General features: G+C 40.1%; 17 protein-coding genes and 1 tRNA gene. 9 read left to right on the forward strand and 9 right to left on the reverse strand.

Annotation, left to right across the window (positions count from 1 at the left end):
• On the forward strand, positions 1–2566 hold a 2566-nt coding region (locus L4C32_RS04500; protein ID WP_428195662.1), incomplete at its 5' end, for an ABC transporter substrate binding protein.
• On the opposite strand, the gene L4C32_RS04505 is transcribed toward L4C32_RS04500, so the two are convergent.
• From L4C32_RS04505 to L4C32_RS04535, 7 genes are all read right to left on the reverse strand, one after another.
• Positions 2563–5472 (reverse strand): ligand-binding sensor domain-containing protein, encoded by a 2910-nt coding sequence (locus tag L4C32_RS04505; RefSeq protein WP_428195663.1) that lies wholly within the window; start codon positions 5470–5472, stop codon positions 2563–2565. The genes L4C32_RS04500 and L4C32_RS04505 overlap by 4 nt on opposite strands.
• Before the next feature lie 79 nt (positions 5473–5551).
• Positions 5552–6823, reverse strand: coding sequence for a GGDEF domain-containing protein (locus L4C32_RS04510; protein WP_428195664.1), 1272 nt, complete (start codon positions 6821–6823; stop codon positions 5552–5554).
• 694 nt (positions 6824–7517) lie between these two features.
• Positions 7518–8027, reverse strand: a complete 510-nt coding sequence (locus L4C32_RS04515) for a hypothetical protein (protein WP_428195665.1) — start codon at positions 8025–8027, stop codon at positions 7518–7520.
• Positions 8028–8591: 564 nt separating this feature from the next.
• Positions 8592–9014, reverse strand: a complete 423-nt coding sequence (locus tag L4C32_RS04520; RefSeq protein ID WP_428195666.1) for a hypothetical protein — start codon at positions 9012–9014, stop codon at positions 8592–8594.
• A gap of 295 nt (positions 9015–9309) precedes the next feature.
• On the reverse strand, positions 9310–9576 hold the full coding sequence (locus tag L4C32_RS04525) for a hypothetical protein (protein WP_428195667.1): 267 nt from the start codon (positions 9574–9576) through the stop codon (positions 9310–9312).
• 373 nt (positions 9577–9949) lie between these two features.
• The gene (locus L4C32_RS04530; protein ID WP_428195668.1) at positions 9950–11203 is read right to left on the reverse strand and encodes a site-specific integrase; all 1254 of its coding nucleotides are present in this window, start codon (positions 11201–11203) and stop codon (positions 9950–9952) included.
• An 85-nt stretch (positions 11204–11288) separates the two neighbouring features.
• Positions 11289–11379 (reverse strand) — tRNA-Ser (locus tag L4C32_RS04535).
• Positions 11380–11536: 157 nt separating this feature from the next.
• Here L4C32_RS04535 and L4C32_RS04540 point away from each other — a divergent pair.
• A complete protein-coding gene (locus L4C32_RS04540) occupies positions 11537–12667 on the forward strand; it encodes an endonuclease/exonuclease/phosphatase family protein (RefSeq protein WP_428195669.1) in 1131 nt (376 codons plus the stop codon).
• 21 nt (positions 12668–12688) lie between these two features.
• Here the strand turns inward: L4C32_RS04540 and L4C32_RS04545 are convergent, their stop codons facing one another.
• Positions 12689–13210, reverse strand: a complete 522-nt coding sequence (locus tag L4C32_RS04545; RefSeq protein ID WP_428195670.1) for a porin family protein — start codon at positions 13208–13210, stop codon at positions 12689–12691.
• Positions 13211–13391: 181 nt separating this feature from the next.
• Here L4C32_RS04545 and L4C32_RS04550 point away from each other — a divergent pair, with 181 nt between their 5' ends.
• The 3 genes from L4C32_RS04550 to L4C32_RS04560 are packed head-to-tail and all read left to right on the forward strand — an operon-like array spanning position 13392 to position 15465.
• Positions 13392–13763 carry a GntR family transcriptional regulator gene (locus tag L4C32_RS04550; RefSeq protein ID WP_428195671.1) on the forward strand — a complete coding sequence of 124 codons (372 nt, stop codon included), beginning with the start codon at positions 13392–13394 and terminating at the stop codon, positions 13761–13763.
• Complete coding sequence (locus L4C32_RS04555; protein ID WP_428195672.1) at positions 13760–14641, forward strand: ABC transporter ATP-binding protein; 882 nt, start codon at positions 13760–13762, stop codon at positions 14639–14641. The genes L4C32_RS04550 and L4C32_RS04555 overlap by 4 nt, the downstream gene beginning before the upstream one ends.
• On the forward strand, positions 14638–15465 hold the full coding sequence (locus L4C32_RS04560) for a hypothetical protein (protein ID WP_428195673.1): 828 nt from the start codon (positions 14638–14640) through the stop codon (positions 15463–15465). Before L4C32_RS04555 ends, L4C32_RS04560 begins: the two co-directional genes overlap by 4 nt.
• 57 nt (positions 15466–15522) lie before the next feature.
• On the opposite strand, the gene L4C32_RS04565 is transcribed toward L4C32_RS04560, so the two are convergent.
• Complete coding sequence (locus L4C32_RS04565; protein WP_428195674.1) at positions 15523–16755, reverse strand: GGDEF domain-containing protein; 1233 nt, start codon at positions 16753–16755, stop codon at positions 15523–15525.
• A 163-nt stretch (positions 16756–16918) separates the two neighbouring features.
• On the opposite strand from L4C32_RS04565, the gene L4C32_RS04570 reads away from it, so the two are divergent.
• The 4 genes from L4C32_RS04570 to L4C32_RS04585 all read left to right on the forward strand — a co-directional run bounded on the left by L4C32_RS04570 (position 16919) and on the right by L4C32_RS04585 (position 21244).
• A complete protein-coding gene (locus L4C32_RS04570; protein WP_428195675.1) occupies positions 16919–17269 on the forward strand; it encodes a late competence development ComFB family protein in 351 nt (116 codons plus the stop codon).
• Positions 17270–17432: 163 nt separating this feature from the next.
• The gene (locus L4C32_RS04575; protein ID WP_428195676.1) at positions 17433–18152 is read left to right on the forward strand and encodes a substrate-binding periplasmic protein; all 720 of its coding nucleotides are present in this window, start codon (positions 17433–17435) and stop codon (positions 18150–18152) included.
• 24 nt (positions 18153–18176) lie between these two features.
• Entirely contained in the window at positions 18177–20597 is a 2421-nt protein-coding gene (locus L4C32_RS04580) for a sensor domain-containing protein (RefSeq protein WP_428195677.1), read from the forward strand.
• A gap of 341 nt (positions 20598–20938) precedes the next feature.
• Positions 20939–21244, forward strand: a complete 306-nt coding sequence (locus tag L4C32_RS04585) for a FeoA family protein (protein ID WP_428195678.1) — start codon at positions 20939–20941, stop codon at positions 21242–21244.
• The last annotated feature ends 51 nt before the right edge of the window (positions 21245–21295 follow it).

Below are 21295 nucleotides of genomic sequence, written 5' to 3' on the forward strand. Positions count from 1 at the left end.
CAACTACTTTGAACAGCTTTATGCACTTTTTAATGTGAAATATAACTATCGGCAACTGGACTTGATCATGGCGATAGATAATGACGCTTACCATTTTATAATGAGTGAGAGGGAGACACTGTTTCCTGGCATTCCTGTCGTTTTTGCTGGATATAATGGATTTAATGAGAAGACCACCCTGCTTGATAAGCAGGTGACAGGTGTCATTGAAGAGAACGCATTTGAAGAGACCATAGATGTTGCCTTACAACTGCACCCAAACACAGAAAAAGTGGTTTTTGTCCTGCCTAATAACCCCAAAAAACGACAAGTATGGATAGAAGGCCTACCACAGCGCTTGGCGGAACAGGTTGATTTTATCAACGTTACCGCGAATACGTTAAAGGGGATCGACCAACAGTTGGCTGCACTTGGATCGAACATTGTGGTGATTCCACTGAACAGTTTTCAACAAATTTCTGGTGAATACCTTGAATTTAACAAATTGGTACAACATCTTGCCAATACAGGAAATTACCCTATATATGGATTATGGGATGTAATTCTTGGTGACGGGATCGTTGGAGGGAAGTTAGTCAGTAGTGAAATGCAAGGTCAATCAGCGACTAAACTGGCGATAAAAATTCTTAACGGACATCCAGTCGAAACGTTACCTATTAACAAGAGCAGCCCAAATCAATATATGTTTGATTGGCAACAGTTGAAACGATTTAACATCGATATGACTGATTTACCTTATGGCTCAGTGGTGATTAAAGTACCCGAAAGCTTCTATGAAAAATACACGTTATTGGTCTGGTTAGTTGCGTCGATCATTCTTATTTTAGTTGGACTATTAATAACCTCTACAGTTCACTTCCACTATCGAAAACAGGCTGAGAATAACCTACGTATTGCCGGTATTGCCTTTGAATCTCAAGAAGGGATGGTCGTTACCGATGCCAACTATCGAATCCTTAGAGTGAACGCTGCTTTTAGCAAGATCACCGGTTATAGTGATAACGAACTTATCGGGAAGAGTCCCAATATATTAAAAACTCGGCGTAATGAGAGTGCGATATACGATGAAATATGGAACAATATTCGCCAAACGGACTATTGGGAAGGGGACATCGATTTACAGAAAAAAAATGGAGATGTATATACGGCAAGGTTAACCATCTCTGCGGTAAAAGATCTCAGTGGTGAAATCACGAGTTTTGTAAGTACCCAGACGGACATAACTGAAAGTAAACAAGATGCTGAAAAAATCAGAAAGCTGGCCTTTTACGACCCACTTACCCTCCTTCCTAATCGACGTTTACTTTACGACCGTTTAAATAGCGCATTGAGTGTGTATCATAAAAATGCGAGTGGCGTTTCGTTGTTATTTCTGGATATTGATAATTTCAAAGTACTCAACGATACCTTAGGGCATAATATTGGCGATGTGTTGCTAAAAAAAGTGGCTGAACGTCTGTCACTGTGCATTCGAGATAGTGACTCATTAGCCCGCATTGGTGGAGATGAGTTTGTCATAATTTTAGATAAATTGGCTAAACAACCGACTATTGCAAGGCAGCAGACCCAAACCGTTGCAGAAAAAATTCTGACGGAGTTGAGTAAGCCTTTTCAATTAGAGAATCATAAATATACGACGAGCGTGAGTATTGGCTCAACCTTGCTGAATGAAGAAAATGGAGACATATCCGAGTTAATGAAACAAGCGGATATCGCCATGTATCAGGCTAAAAAGGAGGGGAAAAATATCCTCTGTTTTTTTGAGCCTTCCATGCAAAAAGATATTATCGCCAGAGCAGATCTTGAGAAGGACTTACGAAAAGCAATCACTGAAAATCAGTTTCAGTTGCATTATCAAATTCAAATCAATGATAAACACAAACCGATTGGCGCAGAGGCTCTGATTCGTTGGTTTCATCCAGAGCGTGGTTTGATTTCGCCTTTTGATTTTATTCCTATTGCTGAAGAAACCGAGTTGATCGTACCGATAGGTGAGTGGGTGATTGAGACCGCGTGCGCCCAATTGGCACAGTGGAAAGAGTGCAATAACTCACAGCACTTAACGATGGCTGTGAATGTCAGTGCCAAACAGTTTCAACAGGTCAATTTTATATCGCAAGTGAAAGGAGCTCTCAAGAAATACCAAGTCTCTTCGCACCTACTGAAAATCGAGCTAACAGAAAGCCTCTTGTTGGATGATATCGACAACACGGTGACGACCATGAATGTGTTATCAACATTGGGAGTACAGTTTGCGTTGGATGATTTTGGTACTGGTTATTCGTCACTGCAATACTTAAAACAGCTGCCTCTGTTTCAATTAAAAATTGACCAATCCTTTGTTAGAGATTTGGTAGAGGACAGTAACGATCAAGCGATCGTAACGACAATCATCTCAATGGCTCGAGGTTTAGGTTTGAATGTTATTGCAGAAGGAGTCGAGACGGTAGAGCAGCAAACCATGCTAGAAGAGAAGGGGTGTCACTATTTTCAGGGTTATTTAATTGGTAAGCCAGTGCCGATTGAGCAGTTTAACGCGCTCAATCAGCAACTGTCCGCAGATTAAGAGAGAAATAGAGGCTCAGGTTCAGTGAGATCTTGAATGAAGATGGCGTTCCGACCAGACTGTTTTACTTTTAATAGTGACATATCAGCACAACGTAATAAATGCTCAAAATCGCTAGAAGTCGTCGCGTGAACTAATCCTGTGCTGACAGTTAACGAGAGTAAATTATCGGATTGACCGTAGGAGTGGCTTTTGATCAGTAAACGTATTGATTCACATAAAAAATCAACATCCTGCTGAGGCCAACCAATCACTCCTAGAACAAACTCTTCTCCCCCCCAACGAGCAACAAACACATCACTGGGCGACACCTCTCTGATGTCATTGGCCACTTGTTGTAAAACCATATCCCCTACTAGATGGCTATAACTGTCATTTACCTGTTTAAAGTGGTCGATATCGATAATGGCAATGGAGAGCGAGCGTTGGTGTTTTTTATTCATCAACTCATCGACCCACTCATCAAAAGCACGGCGATTGTTGAGACCGGTCAACTGATCTTCTCGAGCTTGCTTTTCAAAGGCAGAGGCTTGAAGTTGCAGCGCTCGAGTTTTTTCGGCGACCTCTTGTGTTAATTTTAATTCAGAGTGTTTAAGTCCATTCATGCGCCACCAAATCGAAAGCGCAACTGAAATAATGATCAAAAATACCGAGGCAAACTGCAGGCTAGTTCGTTGCCACCAGTGTGGTTGAATAGTAAAAGAGAAACGCGCTTGGTTACTGTCATCGCTGTGATAGGGGTAAAAAGCACTGACGACGAAGGTATAGTCACCAGGTGATAGGTTAGTGTATTCCGCAGTATTTTGTGAACCACGCTTGACCCATTCTGTGTCTAGGCCTTCCAGTTTGGTTTTATACAAAATATGCTGAGAAGAGGTATAGCCCAAACCAATAAAATCAAAACGCATTCGATGAATGCCAGCCGTTAGCTGAGGGACATGACGATTACTGAGATCAAGCTGGGTTTGGTCAACTTGAACGCGTTCAATCATGGTCGGGAAACTGGCCATTACCAAGTTTTTGAAATTTTGTGGATGAGTAGACGCGACCCCCTTGGCGGTTGCGAACCAAAGTGTGCCTGAGCTGTCGACAGCGGTTGCAGGGTTAGATCCGCCATTGGCTTGGGCTGTGCCCATTCCATCTCTTTCGTTGTAGAGTTCAACATGGAGTTTGTTGATGATGCCATTGGCGACTTGATTAGCTCCCTCTATTGAAATGCGCCAAATACCGCGGTTCGAGGTTAACCAAAAATAGCCACTTGAGTCTGGTACTACCTGGAACAGTTTATCAATAGGCAGTCCATTTTTTCGGCCAATTAAACTTAATTCCTGGTCGGAATAGCGATAACGGATCAATCCACGATCCGTTGCCATCCACATAAAGTCTTCTTGGGAGTAAAAACCAAATACATACTCTGCTTGTTCCAGCGATTTCAAGTTTAGTGTAAATATTTTCTGTTGATTGATAATAGCAACGCCTACGCCTGTACCTACCCAAATCTGGCCTTGGCTATCTATTGAGAGCGCCATAATATAGTTATCGGGTAGACCATCTTGAGTGGTATAGGTGGTCGATTTACCTTGAGGTTCATACTTTACTAACCCGGCCGTGGTTCCAATCCATAAGTTTTTTTCAGAATCCTCAACAATGGCTCGAACTTCGTTGTTCGGTAGTTGGGGTGTTCGAAACTCTGTTAGGCCACTTTGATTAAATAGGTAGAGCCCTTTATCGTAAGTTCCGACCCAGGCACCACCTGCGGCTCGTTTAGCAAGGCTTAAAATTGAGAGAGGCGTTTCGCTCTGGCTATTTTGAGAAAAAGGGTACTTTCTTACCTGTTTTCCATGAATGACATTTAACCCACTGCTACTGCCCACAAGGATATGATCAGTATCGAGAGCCAGCACTGTTCGAATATAATCACCCGTTAACCCTCGCTGTTTATTCCAGACAGTAAAAGGCGCTTGACGAAGTCGCGTTAAGCCAGCATTGGTACCAATCCAAATAGCTTGTTCGCGATCTTGATAGATCGAAAGTACGCGGTTATTAGGTAAACCTTGTTGATCATCAAATGAGGTGAGCTTTTGGCCAATAAGACGGTGAACGCCATTAGTTAGAGTACCAAACCAGTAGTTATTTTGACTATCGACAAGGATTTTTGTGATGGAATTATCATTCAACGTAGGGTGCACACGTTGCACCTTATTGTTTTTGAATAACCAAGCACCTGATTTGCCACCGAAGAGAATATTACCTGCTTTGTCTTCTACCGCTGAGTGGATAGGACTTAGCGCTAAACCATGGGTTTTATTAACATTCTCGATACGATTTTTTGAGATGATATAGAGCCCTTGGTGGGTAGAAACGAGTAGGTCCCCATTGGAGCGTGGTTTGATTTGGTAGACAGTGATTTTGGGCAAAATGACTTGATTGGCAGCATCGCTGGCGGATCGAAAAATTAACCCTTCGCTTTGTAAACCGATCCAAAGACCACCATCCGGTTGTTTAAAGACAGCGTTTACTAGATTTTTGATAGGGGGAATAGCGTGCCATTGATAAGGAACTCGATAGACCAGCCCGCCTCTAGCACCGCCAGCCAGTAAACCGCCTTGTTGATCCGAGAACAGCGTGCGTACACCTGAGTCGATCAGGCCACTTTCAGGCCCGCGGGTAAAGTGCTTAAAGTCGCGACCATTAAATCGTGCAATCCCTTCCCAAGTCGCGAACCAGAGATAACCATCGTCGGTTTGGGTAATATCATTAATACTATTATGAGGGAGTCCATCTTGACTGGACCAATTTTCATAAAGGTAATCATTCAATAGAGAAGCATTAGCAGATGATATAGCAGAAAAAAGAATAAAAACGGCACAATAATTGGTAAACAGCCTAGTCATCCATTGACCCATTGAATCATTTCCTGAAGTAACATCACATATATTATTGGCAAATGGTAAAGCAAAAGCGTGATTTACTCAAATTTTAAACTCAGGACGACAGTTTACTCTCAAATGCTACCTGATTACGGCCACTGTTTTTTGCATAATATAATGCCTCATCAGCATTTTTTAAGCTCTGCTCTAAAGAGCTCATTCCATCATTAAAGGCACAACCTACCGATATCGTTATTGAGCCATACTGATCCGTCCAACCTTTCACGAACATACTCTCTACACTGCAGCGGATTTGTTCTGCCACTCGTTCTGCTCCGTGGGTGTCACAATCAATCAAAATAATGGAGAACTCTTCACCGCCCATACGGCTGACTAAGTCGACTTCACGAACAGAGTTTTTGAGTGTGTGGCTGACGGCGATCAGAACGTTATCCCCCATATTATGTCCAGCAGTATCATTGATCTTTTTAAAGAAATCAATATCAAGCATAAGTACCCATATACCTTGTTTACTTCGTTTTGCTCTATGTATCGCTTCTTGGCCAAACTCAAGAAACTTTCTTCTATTGGCTAAACCGGTCAAATTATCATACATCGCTGCCAGAAAGAGTAACCGTTCTCCTTCACGGCGTTCAGTATCAACTCGCTCTTGAATGATTGCAGAAACACTGACCATTAAAATAATAAACCAACAGATGGTAATGACGTAGAGTCCAAAGGAGTCAATATTGGTGGAACTTAGAGAGCGAACCAGTAGGTAGCCAAGAATACTGGGGATAAGGTAACCAGCTAGGGTTTGTAATCTGGCAATTTTACCACCTATGTATGGGCTGAGCATTGCTCTTACAGCACCGGTATGTGCGGTCATTGCTAATGTTGCAATAGACAATACTATCCCAGTAGAAGCTGTTAGCATCGACATTTTCCCGTAAAATTGGTCCAATCCATAGGCGTAACCAGTAATAGAGATCATTGGGATGGCTAAAGTGACAAATGCAGCGAACTGTGAGAGATAGAAAATGCGGTAACTGTAAAACACAAGACTGAAACCAAGAGAGAGAAACATCAACGCTGAGTTAATCCCTATACTATTACTTTTCCCCACCGATTGATCGAATAAGACCTGATTTTGAAACGGAGTGATCATAGATGAAAGGGTTGTGTTGAAAATATAATCAGCAACTTTGGATAAGGTAATTGCTATAACTAGAAAAGCTAAGAGACGTAATATCCAGATTCTCTTCTCAACCGTGGTGCATAGAAGGGCGAAGCCAATGAATATAATACATAAAGCGGTTAACGGGTTGGTAGCAGGACCGTCAGCGATGGGCCGATACAGGGCTTCAGTTGATGTGAGGTAACCCATGGTTGACGTGAATCCAAAAACAATACTGACTATGCCTAGGGGCTGGACAAGTGATTGATAAAAGCTAATTAGTTTCCACGATTTGTCATTGCTCAGTGTGGGGAACATAGTAGGTTTACTCTCCGGAAGATCTCCTGAGGAGGTCAACAATTAATCAGAATGGAATTCTGTAAAATGATGGCAGTATAATTTATAAAACAGTGCATTAAAAGAAGAGATTAGTCTGATTGGTATCCAGAGATAGAAAAAGAGATAAAGTGGGACAGATAAACGCAAAAGGCCGCTGAAAATCAGCGGCCTTTTTTAATGTGGCGGAGAGATAGGGATTTGAACCCAACCACCAAAAAATTAAACGTTTTCTTTACAATGACTTAGAGGTAAGACCAAAAATCATCTTAGTCGTATGTCTGGTACAGATTAAAGCTCATTCCATACTTGAACGTCAAGCAAAACCTAATGACTTATCTCGCAACGTTAAGTTAGTAAGTTAATTAACTACTAACTTACTTATTAACTTTGAACCGTGATCACACCCATGCCAGAAATGAGCTAGGTACGTTTCGACTGACATAGCAAGTCACATTATCAAAATAAGATGAAGTGGAAAGATCATCCTATCAGGTTAATTGTAGCTAAGTCGATCAACGAACCCAATTTTCTTTTATGATAGAACACTCCAGCAGTTTATTAGAGGCTACAAACTATACCCTATAAGATCCTCACAGTTATAACGGAGATATATACTTTCAAAAATCTCATCAGAACTCTTGGTTTCAAAYGAATTTATAACCAACTTATTTAAGTTCGACTCATTTAATGCCATATTTAAATAAACGGCATTCCTTGCCTCAGTCTCATTCAAATATTTGTAGTTGTCTTGGAGTAATTTTACTCCCCTATTAACAGAATTTTCAAAAATAATTGAACGTTTATGGGTTACCTTAAGATTTGATTTTAAATCACCTACAAGTAATGCTTTTGTTGTAACTTTCATCATAGATAGAACACACATTGATTCTGGGAAAAAATCAAGAAATGCTGTAAGGGAGTGAGCATAACTAGTGAAATTGTTATATTTTATCCACTCATTATCTATAGAACCCCTGACATTTAATTCATTACTTTTTGATTCTTCAGCTTGGCTTGCATTAATATTTACTGCCAAAATAACCCACAAAATAAAACTAAGCTTTACTACTTTCATATGAAGAGTTCCCTCTGATTTTTCTAGCTGTTCATCAATATACGTGACATTACTTTAACAATACGCTTTCTCCGTATTGCTCATAAGGACACTTATTCTTATCTGTTAGGTTCACTTTGCGCTAAAATAATTCGATAAAAGTTTAGGATTTAATAAGAAAAAGGACGATACCACGTAAAAGCAAGACATTACTACTAGTATTACAAAAGACTCAGAGAGATAATCTATTTTAATTAAAAACACAATACTCGTTACACTTGCTAACCCTGAAAGCATACCAACTAACCATCTTGCCCATATTTTACCTCTAAACAAGAAAAAGCAAAGAATACAATTAAAAACAAAACGGACGAAGTCCTTAATTTCTGGGTTTGGGAACCAACTAAGAATTGAAAATGACAACATTCCAATAATCAAAATAATAACAATTAATTTCTCGTTTTTCATCTATGCCTCTTTAATTTCAAACGTTAAGCACTGCGATTTGGCCAAGTTTGTGGTATATTTTAGTTATTAGAAATAGTCACCAATTGCTCAAGTCTGACTGATTGCTAATATGAGATACTACCAAAATTGCCACCATGGCTTATTAGAAGCTACTGGGCTAGATTGTTCTGGAAATAGAATTTCGCCTTCTGTGGCACTTACATCAAAGAAGCCTACAGAGTATTTGATAGCAAGTTCCCTCATTTTTGGGTGAGCCATTTCAACTACAGACCACGAAAACGTAGAGTAAATGACATTTTTTCCAATGCAATAATCTGTAATTCTAGGGTCATCAAAATCATCTGAGGCCATAGGACCATTCATTGCGGGAAAAAACTCAACCATCTCTTTAAACCAGGACTGAAGAGCCTCTGATGCCACATTATGATCTTGGTAGCTATGATCCTCTGACCATTTAGCCTGCTCTTCATACCATGGAATAAAATCTTCTTTTGATTTAGGAGCAACGGAAGGCTCAAATACCATCAAATCATAACTCATCGTAAGTCCCTTGTTCAGATACGTACTTTCAAGTACTGCTCAAAATTAAACTATCATTTTACTCTTGGACTATCAGTGACCTAGAGCTAAATATTATAGACAGAGTAATAGGCATCTGTTGAATCGGTAATAATGAATCAAGTGTCTTTTCAGTTGCATTAGGGAAGATTCGTCTAAGCAGAGAACTGGCGATATGTAATACTCAAACCTCTACCAGATACAACTTCATGTATCGTAGCTAGAAGGGAACCTATAAACCCATCGAAATGTATTTGCTGAGCTAACTTTTGTTACATTACCTATTGTTGGTGATTTTCGTTTCAGTCCATATTGTTTGATTGGGATGATGTGCTTTGATTTCACGTAATGCGTCCTCAATTTCAGATTGACATCCAAAACTAATCTCATCACTGAATACCGTTAAAGACACATTATTTTTCCAAAGAATCTCTATTTCATTTCTAGAAAGTATATTTCCTGAAATCCAAAAGGAGTTATTTTCGCCTGAAAACTCTGTTTCGAGATCTAAATATCCTTTTCGGCTCAGTATAAAATAAACCATTACTGACTCCTTACTTACCAAGCTGCAAGCATCGATTTCGTTATTTAATTTGCAATAGTATCATGCATTTTTTCGAATCAAATTATCATATTTTATTTTCTGTATCAGATACCTAAAGTAGGATGTAAGAAAGTAATCAACTTGAACTTATTGAAAAGAGGTATTGCATTTTATATGTGCTTTATCACAGTGTATTAATAAATCAAACAATGTATCAGGGGGAAATCAGTAACATTTTTAAATACTCTTGTAACTCACAATGGGGCATTTCCGAGCTAGGAAGCCAAAAGTGTGACGGGAGCGCAACGGGTTGCCATACCGTCTCACTTTTTGGTGAGATGGTTTTTGGCGGCTTACCGCCAAGCTTATTTTACTAAGATATGTTCAATTTTAAGCTATTCACGGCATCGACCAGCTCTTCTGGGGAGAGTGGTTTCGCATAATGGCCGTAGGTCATCGTGTTGTGTTTATGTCCCACAATCTGAGCAACAACATACTCTTCAATGCCAGCCTTTTGGAATTCGTCGACAACGGTATGGCGGAATGAATAAGCGGTTGGTCGTTGTCCCGCTTTAAAGTGACAGGCATCCAGAACATCACCAAAAGCGGCACGATAGTCTTTTGACCAATCTAGGTCATCACCACGCGGAGTCAGGTCAAAAAGCTGAATCGCACCTTGTTGTTTACGCCGCTCTACATAATCAAGAAAGCCAGAGTGAAGCAACTTTTTGTGTATTGGCACTATTCTGTTGGACGCGGCATTTTTCAGGTGTTGGTTTTCCGCATCATCGGAAAAGTGAATACAAGGTAATTCACCTAACTTGATGTCCTTGATGCGAAGCTGGCAAGCTTCTGAGGGGCGACAGCCTTGATGCATCTGCAACTTGGTTATCCAATCAAACTGCTCACCTTGCTCCTGGTAGGCTCTACTAGAAAATAGCTTTTTTAGCTCTACCGCTTTCCAGCGCCTGCGTTGGGTTGAGGAAGTTGTCTTCTTCGGTAATTTCACCACCATAAAAGGATTGCTTACCATCAACTCCTTTGCCACGCACCAATTAAAGAACTGCCGATTGGCAGCCAAATAGTCCTTCAAGCTTTTATGGCTCAACTTACGTTGAATCAGTTCATCTCGGTAAGCCATGGCTTGGCTGTTGCTCGGTTTCACATCGCCTTGGCTAGATAGGTAGTTTAAAAAATCGCTACAACGTTGCTGAAGCTGTTTAATGGTGAGCTGAGTGACATTCTCTAGCTGCTTGGATGCAATGAACTGAGCAAGTACCTCTTTACAAACACCAGTTCGGGGCGGTGATGTCTTTGATGCTGTTGTAGCACTAAGCAGTGGTGCTCTAATCGTGGTTTCTGGTTGGGAGCGATAACTTTGACGGAATTGATTGATGGCATCAGCAAGTTCGGCTTTGAACTCGACAAAGCTCAATGCAGTTGCTTTGGCTTTATCAAACAGAGCGTGAAGTCGTTGAACCTGTTCGATATTTCTCAGATAAGCAACTTTTCGCTCACGAGTCAGAAGGGAGAATTTGAACTCTTTAGGATAACCTCTATCGCGCAATGGAAGAGGGGTTGCGATTCGTGTGTAGTAAATGCTATTTGGAAGTCTCAATAAGTACATCTGTGCCACCTATATGTGCAAGATGATTTTCGAGGCTCCAGATACGAAAAAACCGCTGTAAAAACAGCGGTTTAATCTTTTAATGTGGCGGAGAGATAGGGATTTGAACCCTAGGTACGCTATAAACGTACGCCGGTTTTCAAGACCGGTGCTTTCAACCACTCAGCCATCTCTCCGTGTGGTGTGCGGGCATAATACATAGGGGAAATAGCCTTGTAAACTCTTAATTTGTTTATGTGTTTACTTTATGTTCAAAAATTTGAAATAAAATGATATTTCCTGCAAATTACCACTGTTGTTATACTGAGTACTCTCTTTAAAGGTAATGAGATAATGAGTAAATGTCGATTTGCAACGTTTAATGTCGCGTTAAATAGAGCGCACTCTGGGCAGTTGAAGCAAGAGCTAATGCATACTAAAAGCCTGCAGATAAAAAATGTGGCCGAGACGCTGCAACGAACTCGTCCTGATGTCGTGCTGCTCAATGAGTTTGACCATGATGGTGAGGGTGAAGATCGTGAGATGTTAACCTTGTTTCAAGCAAACTATTTAGACCGTTCTCAAAATGGGGCGCTGCCGATTCACTACCCTTATGTCTATATGGCCGCAACCAACACGGGCTTACTGAATAGGGCGTCGTATAGCCATGTGGAGGAACCTAAGCTTCCAGAGCACGGTTTTGGTTTTGGTGATTTTCATGGGCAGTATGCCTTTGTTATTTTGTCTAAGTATCCCCTCGACATTGAGCGCTGTAGAACCTTTCAACATTTTTTATGGCAGCAGATGCCGAATGCGTGTCTGCCAACTTTAGCCAACGGACAGTCATATTATAATCAGCAAGTGCTGCAGCATTTTCGATTGTCGTCTAAAAACCATGTAGATCTCCCTGTAGTGATTGAAATAAACAATCAACGCCATCGGGTTCATCTGTTAGCCATGCACCCCACACCACCCATCTTTGAAGGAACCGAAAAACGCAATAGTCGCCGTAATCATGATGAAATAAGGCTGTTTGCTGACTACATCAACAGTAAAGAGGTACAGTATATTATTGATGATAATGGAGAGCGAGGAGGGGTAGTTCCTAATGCAAGCTTTGTGCTGATGGGTGACTTCAATGCTGACCCAAATGATGGTGACTCTTATCGAAATGCGATCAACCAACTGTTACTTCACCCTAGGGTTAATGCTCAAGTGGCGACGGGCAGTAGGGTGCCGAAAAGCCTTGGAGCCCAAGCATATTCCGAACAGTCAGGCTACCAATCTAAAGGTGAAAGCGCTGCTCATACTCATCTGTTTCCACTGCGTTTGGATTATGTCCTACCATCAGCTGATTTGACGGTAGTAGGCAGCGGGGTATTTTGGCCGACACAATACGATGAACAAGACTACTTGGTGGCCGATACACGTCGTTGCCAACAAACCTCTGATCACCGATTGGTTTGGGTTGATGTCGTTTTGTAAATAGATGGAACATAGTGAGAGTTAGAATTTGTAACCCACAGTGAGCGCGGATTGGCCAGAGAAATGGCTGTCCATCTCTAACATATCGAAATTCACATCGACATAGATACCGACATCAAAATTCGCTCTGACCCCCATACCTACGACGGCTGACGAGTTGCTTGTAGAGACTATCTCTTCAGAAATGCCATTTCGCTCTTCACTATAGTGAGCGATGCCTAAAAAGCCATAAGGTTTGATATCCCACCCGTTAAGGTCAAAAGCATAACCAATATCTGCGCCTATTTTTATGGCTTCCCCCTTCAAACCTATGCCACTCTCTTGATTGGATTCATAAGACGTTTTAATTCCAACGATACGGTTAATATCATAACCGTATTCCAATTTAATGCCGTCACCATAATCAAAATAGTGTGTGCCTAATTTTTCGATAAAGGTGGTGTTGTAACCTAGGCCAATCCGGCTTCCGCTGTACTCTTCATCGGCTTGTACACTTAGGGTTGGTAGTGATAGTACGATAAAGGCAATGATTGTTTTTTTCATGGGGATTTACGCTCTCATAAGTAAATTCATAGGGGATATTGTACGTATAGAATGAAATTTGAATAATCAATGGTTGGAATTCAATAGATAACGTCTGGTTATTAATGAACTTACTATTACATTGCATATTATTAAGTATGGTGTTATACATGACTATAACACCATCACTTGAGGCGAGACTATGCAGCAGTGGGACGATAAATCCCCCATTTATCGACAACTAAGCGAACAAATATCGAGTCAAATCCGAGATGGCATTTGGCAAGAAGGTTCTGCACTTCCCTCAGTGAGAGGGGTAGCAGCGGATCTTAAAATCAATCATTTAACGGTAATGAAAAGTTATCAACTCCTCGTCGATGAGGCGTTGGTTGAGAAGCGAAGAGGGCAAGGCATGTTTGTTTGTATTGGCGCAATTGCCGCGCTAAAAGCGAAAGAACGGCAACACTTTATTGATGTGGATATTCCTGCACTGGCTAAAAAGTTAACGCGCATGGAGATCAGTGTTGAAGAGATGAACCAGCAGTTGAATGCACTCTTAAGGGAGCAGAAATGAATACGTTAATCCGTGTTGAACATGTATCAAAATCTTATGGTGACCACCAGGCACTGAATAACGTCAGTTTCGAAATAAAAGCAGGCCAAGTGCTTGGATTACTTGGGCATAACGGTGCGGGTAAGTCGAGTTTAATTGGCGCTATGCTGGGTGCTCACGCTTATCATGGGGATATCTCGGTGTTAGGGCTTGAACCTCGAAACGACCGAGCAAAGATCATGAATGAACTTTCGTATATCTCCGATATTTCCGTTTTACCTGGTTGGATGAAAGTGAGCGCAATCGTGCGTTATATGTCAGGGGTTCATCCAAGCTTTAACAAAGAGGAGGCTCTACAACGCATTAGCACAACGGATATTCCTCTTAATGCGAAGGTGCAATCACTGTCAAAAGGGATGAAGGTGCAGTTACACCTTGCCTTAGTGATGGCAACCAATTGTAAAGTGCTGATCTTGGATGAGCCAACCCTAGGGCTCGACCTAATGTACCGAGAGCGATTTTATCGTGAACTATTAGAGTGGTTTCATGATGATGAAAGGGCGTTGGTCATCGCCAGTCACGAGGTGTCTGAAATCGAACATCTGCTTACTGATGTATTGGTGTTAAAGCAGGGAGACGTCGTTTTGCATAGCGAATTAGAGTCTTTAGAGGCTAAGTATGTTCAATTAACCGCGAAAGGAGATGACGCAGTAACGGCTAGCCAACTGTCACCTATTTCAATGAAGCAGGGATTAGGAAGTGTACAGATGATCTTTACCAGTGATAAACGTGACGACATTATCCCATTAGGTGAGTTGTCATCGATTCGTCTAGCGGATTTGTTTGTGGCACTGCAAACCAATGAATCAGTAGCGATGGAAGCGGGGACGACGGCATGAGAACGACCTGGTATATGTTAGAAAAAGAGATATTAGAACATAAAATAGTCACCCGTTTACCGCTGTTTATGGTTGCTTGTGCCGTACTGTTCATTTCAGGTGTGGTGTGGAATATCGAATATAGATTAACCATTAATTCGGTCAATTTTGCGGAGATTACTGATTCGATTGTGGTGAATGGGTACGCGGGCAGCATTGGGGCGATTAATTTTGCAGTCTCAAGTTTAGTCTCTTTGATGCTCTCTACGATCTACTTAGGAAAGACACTGCGAAAAGAGAAAGAGGAAGGCAGTATCATGTTTTGGCGCAGTATGCCGATTACGGACACACAATCCGTGCTGGTAAAGCTGTTATTTGCGCTGATAGTTATCCCGTTGATATGCTCATTACTTTTGATGTCGGCAGATGTCATGATTTGGATAGTGAGTTTAGTCTTTTCTGACGCAATCTCTAATTTCTCGTCATCAGTTACGCTGAGTGAGATGGTTATTCATTGGATTGAGTTTGTTAGTCGGATGTGTATTGCATCGATTGCCCTGTTTCCATTTGCGAGCTTGATACTTGTTGCTTCACAGAAAACCAAATACCCATTAATTGCTATCTTTTTCGGTGGGTACATTGTGAGTCTGTTAGGAACCTATCTGTTTGGGACATCAATGATCAGTGACATTCTTCAACAAAATTTGTCCCTGCCTATGTCGATTATCTTTTCGGATACTCTAATAGAAGGTCTTCAGTTTGGTGAGAGTACCTATTCGATGATCTCTCTTGTGGCAGGAGCTCTATTGTTGGCGATTGCGATTAAGTTGCGCTCAGATAACTAAAGACGAACAGAGAGAGCCTTCTTAAGTGAGGCTCTCTATCATTACAAGGCACACTTGTTACACACTGAGTTGGTTTCGGCCCGCTTTTTTCGCTCGGTAGAGTGCTTCATCCGCTTTTTTTAACACTTCAGCAGGTTTGCTTAATTCGTCATTATCAGCATAACCAATACTGATCGTGACGTTCACACTCCCTTTCTTCACCTTTTTACGACGTTTTTGTTGTCCAGTTTCATCATCTTCAGGCCTATTTTCACTGTTTCGTATCACCATCTTATAGTCAGCAATACTTTCTCGCAGCGCTTCTAGATACTCTTCTGCCTCTTCAATACGTTTCCCTCTGAACAAAACCGTAAACTCTTCGCCACCGTATCGATATACCTTGGCATGCCCTTGAGTTTTTCTCATTAAGCTAGCGACTAACCTAAGGACGTGATCACCGGTATCGTGGCCATAGGTATCATTAAATTGTTTAAAATGGTCGATATCCAGCATTGCAATGGTATAGGTACGGCCTAATTGGCTCATTTCCGCTTCTAAAGCACGTCTACCAGGTATGCTGGTTAACTGGTCGATAAAAGCCAGTTCATGGCTGGTGGCCATCACATTCAGAATAAGAAGAATTCCGGCCAAGGTGAAAAGGGTACTAGAGATAAATTGAACGTTAAACAGTAAAAAGGTTAATGATGAGAGCAGCAAGCAAGAGAAAATGGCTTGATCGGTATTATCATTTCGACTCAAAATCAATAAGGCAGAGATACCACAAAGGATCACATTGTACAGTACGACAATAAAGGGCAAAGGTGAGACTTCTGGAAAAGTGAGTAAGTAGGATTGCCATATCCAACTCATGTCATTCTCAGCAAAATGCGCAATGGTTACCGCGCTCCAAACCAGCATAAATAGCAGCATAAATATGAAATAGGTTCCAATTTTGGGAATGATTCTTCGATTTGGGAAGAGAAACACGGACATCAAACAGACTGGGATTAAAATCGCGAGTAGAGTGAACTCAATGCGGGTGGTGCCTTCGTTTAAACTGATTTGCAAACGACTTTGAATAAAGTAATACGCTACCGCCATCACAATCGCGATTAAACCTGTTCGACCTTGGTTGAAGGGTTGGCTTAACATGATGGTGATGATAAACAAGACATAGGGAAGGATGTAGGTGACATCCGGATTATCAGCAGAAACTGAGATAATCGAATCCATACCTAAGATAGATACAATTGAGAAAAATACGGGCAACAGAAGTTTGAGCGCCGGCTGATTAAGTAAGCTAAATGACATTAATTTCTTTAATTGTTAAATAGGTTCATAAATTTTGAATAAGGATACGTTGAAAATTGCGGAATCTGAAATTTTTGTTCTATTGTTAAGACATACGCATAGTAAACATTACCGAATTTTTCACCACAGAATGTTACCACTTTTTCGTTAACGAGGATATTCAATGTATATAAGCTCTGATGTACATAACTATATGGAAAAACTAATCGCCAATGAGCTATCAGATCTTGGTTTTTTTGAGAAATACAACTCTGACCAAATCGCGGATTTATTTTGTCTCATTCTTAACCGCGTTCCGTCAATCTACATCCGTAATGATATCGATATGGCGTACTCTATGCCAGATGAGAAGCGAATTGAATTGCAAAAATTAGTCTCTAGCACCATACAAATTGTTGAGCCTATGATTCAAAACGACAGAAGGCATCGAGTGGAAGAGGATATAGATACCTACTTCAAGTCTCGGGCTGAATTGGAAGCTGAAGAGGACTCAAACGACAATATCTTCAACTAACAAGGAAAAGGGCAATCAATGAGTGTATTGCCCTAAATACTCAAGTTTGGAAACATATACATAGAATAATTTGGCAGGTGAAGTTGCAATTAGTAGGGTTCATAGACTACGTTAATACATAATATTTCTATTTATGGTAATGACTTAATTGATGTATCGTTCTGTGTCACTTTTACTCTTGATCCTGCTTAGCCGACATTCCTATGCACAAGAAGATTTGGTCTTTTTTGTTGTTGACTACCCGCCCTATATGATTGTTGGTGATAATAATGAAGTCTCTGGCATGGATGTTGAGGTTGTGTCTGCCGCTTTTAAAGAAGTGGGACAGCCTGTCAGTTTTGATGTTCTTCCATGGAAACGTATTAAAAAGCTCATTGAGGTGGGTGAAATTGCTGGTGGATTATCTTGCAGTAAGCGAAAAGGCAGAGAAAACTATATGCTATTTAGTGAGTATATAAGCTTTACACGCCAAGCCGCAATCACACACATTGACTTTGATAGCAGTAAAATAAAATCATTAAATGATCTAAAAAAGTACAGTGTTACTACTGTATCTGGTTGGGGAACGGCAGACCAATTAGAGTCATTTAATATTGACTACATTGCAACTAAAGATATCCGTTCTGGCTTAGTCAGTGTATTACACCGCGGTGTCGATATTCTATATGGACCTGAGATTCCTACCATGTATAGTGCTAAAAAAATGGATGARAAAAATAATATAAAAGCGATATATTTTGATGATATTGATAAAAATGAACTGCACCTGTGTCTAAGCAAAGCCTACCCAAATAGTAGTGAAACATTAAGATTGTTTAATGATGGACTGAACAAGATTAAAAAAAATGGTAAATATAAAGAGATTCAATCACACTACTTTTAAATTCATGTGAAGGAAGTGGCATACATGAAGCTCAGTATTTCTGTTAGGCAAACTATTTACATCCTCATTGCGTCTTTGTTTTGTGGATTACTCTCTTCTTCTTTTCAAACATACTACGGCTTACAAAAAGACAATGCTAAACAAGCTGAAATCATTGCATTAACTGTGGATTTACATCGAGACACACTTGGAAATGCGGTATATATATTGGACAAAGAGCAAGCCGGGGAAATATTATCCTCCATGGTTCGTCAACCTCTAATAAAAAAAGCACTGCTTATTGATGACTTTTCCGAGTTATTGGGTGTGAAAACTAGAGAAAATAGCTATTCGATGTCAAGGCAGTTACAGTTAATTTCAGATTTCATGAATATTCCTCAAGAGCAGTCATATAAGATAATGGTTGGCTCGAAAGATAGGTTTGCGGTATTAACTATTGCTATTGATGAGTCAGTTTTAGCCAATGAATTAAGCAAAACCGTAATGCTTAATTTTGGTGTATCCATTCTTTTTACGATCTTTTTAACATTAATACTCGTCACTCTTAGTTACTTTTATATCTCTAAACCTGTTATTAAAATTGCCCAATGGGTGAATAGTTTAAGCAACAAAACGACGCATTCCCCCCTACCATACATCAAAGATGATGAACTGGGACTGCTGGTAAATAGGTTTAATAAAGAGTGGCGTGCAAATCAATCTGCTTCTCAAAAGCTGTCAGATATGTTGGATAACCTACAAAAAAGTGAACGCTTTTCACGCCTTTTGATGGCCAACTCAAGTGACGCCATGTTTTTATGCCATGAAGGTACAAAGATTCATTTAGTGAATAACCGAGCGGAAAAACTGACAGGTATAAGCGCAACGGAACTTGTAGGCAAAAATTTAGGTGAGTTAAGCCAACTTTACTCAGACAGTGAGTTGGAACATTTATTTAAACAAGTCGCATCAAATGAAATTCAAGGTTATGAAGATAAATTGGTTTCTAACTTAGGTATTGAAGGCTCAGGGGTCTATCTTGAGTGCAGAGCTGCACCTATTATTATTGATAATGATACCTTTGTGATGGTAAATGCTCGAGATGATACTGAGAAAAAATTAGCACAGAAAAAAATCCATGAGCTCGCCTATTTTGATGCGTTAACAGGGCTTGCAAACCGAAGTCTTTTTTCAGAACAAATTGAGAATAAGATTCAAGAGCACAAAGCATCTAACAGGTACGGAGCGTTGATCTATTTTGATTTAGACCAGTTTAAAAAAATTAATGACTCTCTTGGTCATGCAGTTGGTGATCGTGTGTTAGTTGAGATTGCTGCCAAAGTAAGAGATATGTTCGGCATTAATGCATTATGTGGAAGAATTGGCGGAGACGAGTTCGTTATTGGCCTTTTAAACTTGGCGGATAATGTCGACTATGCAGCAGAGCAAGCACTAGAGGTATCAAATGCCCTATTATTATCAATTTCTGAACCGATTGAATGTGAAGGTATGACTCTTCATACCACCGGTAGCATTGGGCTTGCCTTCTTTCCGGATGAAAATATTGATGGATTTGAACTGATTAGACGAGCTGATACCGCCATGTATAAAGCAAAGTCATTAGGTCGAAATCGAATACAATTCTTTAAAAGAGAAATGCAGTATGCCGCTCAAAATTTGTTGGAATTAGAAGAAGGAATCCACGAAGCCTTAAACAATGACCAATTGGAGGTATGGTTACAACCTCAAGTGAACGCAAATAAAGTGATCTTTGGTGGCGAAATATTAGTGAGATGGAACCACCCTGAACGAGGCCTACTCTCGCCACCTGTCTTCATTCCGTATGCAGAAGAGTGTGGACTTATTATCGATATTGATAAATGGGTTTTAAAAGAAAGTATTGTTCAACTTACAAAATGGAAGGAAGAGGAATCATTAGGAACAATAGAAAATATTTCAATTAATGTGAGCCCGACATTTTTTCTCCAAGTCGATTTTGTCTCCTATGTATTAGGGTTGCTCGATAAGTATCAATTACCAGGGGAGCTAATTAACCTAGAAATAACCGAAAATTTGTTATTGAATAACTTTGAATTAGCTAAAAATAAAATGCTGCAATTAAAAAATAAAGGGCTCTCATTCTCAATTGATGACTTTGGTACAGGGTATTCTTCCTTAAAGTATTTAAAAGAACTTCCATTGGATGAGCTAAAAATCGACCGATCTTTTGTGAATGGTTTGACTGATGGATCTGAAACACACTCAATTGTTGAAGTGGTTGTGACTATGGCTAAGAATTTAAACATGGATGTTATTGCTGAAGGCGTTGAGACACAAGAACAGTTAGATCTATTGATCAAACTTGGCTGTTATAATTTTCAAGGCTACTTTTCCGGATACCCACAACCTTTAGCAGAGTTTAAACATTTAGTACGAAATGAAGAAGGTAGTGAGATCCTTAAGTAATCAATAAGTAAAAAATAGATATTTGGAAACAGAACGAGATGTAGTTAAATACTTTACCGTTTACTTTCCTGGTATTTATCCAAAAATCTGAAGAGGCTTCACATTAGAATCTGCCCACTCAAAGATACAAACCCTGCTAAAAGTTGACCTATATCAATCAAATAGAATAGTTTTGTAAAAATAGCCACATTATTTGTATGGACTATTGCCATGGGGGGCTCTTTCCTCTATTTTAAGTGAAGGAATGAAAACCATTGTCATTTGTATTCGCGTATTATCGCCAATATATCAGTATTGAAGCAATCATCTAAGGTTATATCGACATGTTTGGAGAACAGAGTGTGAACAATACAATTGTTAACCTACTGCCACAGAAAGTAGCCACTTTTCTGCGAGGAAAGAAGCAAAGTAAAAACGAACATTGCGAAGTTAAAAATCTGACCAATGCCCAAATGAATAGAGAATACGAAATTAAAACCGTTATTCAAAATGATAAAGAGCTAGTCAATTTTCTCTTTACGTTGGGCTGCTTTAAAGGGGAATCGATCACGCTGATTTCTGTTTTGTCAGATACTTATGTTGTGATCGTAAAAGATGCCCGATATAGCATCGATATTGATCTAGCGAAAATGGTGATACTGGTTTAATTATAAAAGATGAGTTATCGAAAGCTAACTTAATTCAAATGAACGAGGAAA

This window comes from Aliivibrio kagoshimensis, assembly GCF_050337105.1.
Lineage (GTDB): Bacteria > Pseudomonadota > Gammaproteobacteria > Enterobacterales > Vibrionaceae > Aliivibrio_A > Aliivibrio_A kagoshimensis.

Coding starts and splice junctions, on each gene's coding strand:
- L4C32_RS04570 (WP_428195675.1), top strand. CDS start 16,919: ATGTATATAAGCTCTGATGTACATAACTATATGGAAAAACTAATCGCC.
- L4C32_RS04545 (WP_428195670.1), bottom strand. CDS start 13,210: ATGAAAAAAACAATCATTGCCTTTATCGTACTATCACTACCAACCCTA.
- L4C32_RS04520 (WP_428195666.1), bottom strand. CDS start 9,014: ATGAGTTATGATTTGATGGTATTTGAGCCTTCCGTTGCTCCTAAATCA.
- L4C32_RS04565 (WP_428195674.1), bottom strand. CDS start 16,755: ATGTCATTTAGCTTACTTAATCAGCCGGCGCTCAAACTTCTGTTGCCC.
- L4C32_RS04560 (WP_428195673.1), top strand. CDS start 14,638: ATGAGAACGACCTGGTATATGTTAGAAAAAGAGATATTAGAACATAAA.
- L4C32_RS04555 (WP_428195672.1), top strand. CDS start 13,760: ATGAATACGTTAATCCGTGTTGAACATGTATCAAAATCTTATGGTGAC.
- L4C32_RS04510 (WP_428195664.1), bottom strand. CDS start 6,823: ATGGGTTACCTCACATCAACTGAAGCCCTGTATCGGCCCATCGCTGAC.
- L4C32_RS04530 (WP_428195668.1), bottom strand. CDS start 11,203: ATGTACTTATTGAGACTTCCAAATAGCATTTACTACACACGAATCGCA.
- L4C32_RS04505 (WP_428195663.1), bottom strand. CDS start 5,472: ATGGGTCAATGGATGACTAGGCTGTTTACCAATTATTGTGCCGTTTTT.
- L4C32_RS04525 (WP_428195667.1), bottom strand. CDS start 9,576: ATGGTTTATTTTATACTGAGCCGAAAAGGATATTTAGATCTCGAAACA.
- L4C32_RS04540 (WP_428195669.1), top strand. CDS start 11,537: ATGAGTAAATGTCGATTTGCAACGTTTAATGTCGCGTTAAATAGAGCG.
- L4C32_RS04580 (WP_428195677.1), top strand. CDS start 18,177: ATGAAGCTCAGTATTTCTGTTAGGCAAACTATTTACATCCTCATTGCG.
- L4C32_RS04550 (WP_428195671.1), top strand. CDS start 13,392: ATGCAGCAGTGGGACGATAAATCCCCCATTTATCGACAACTAAGCGAA.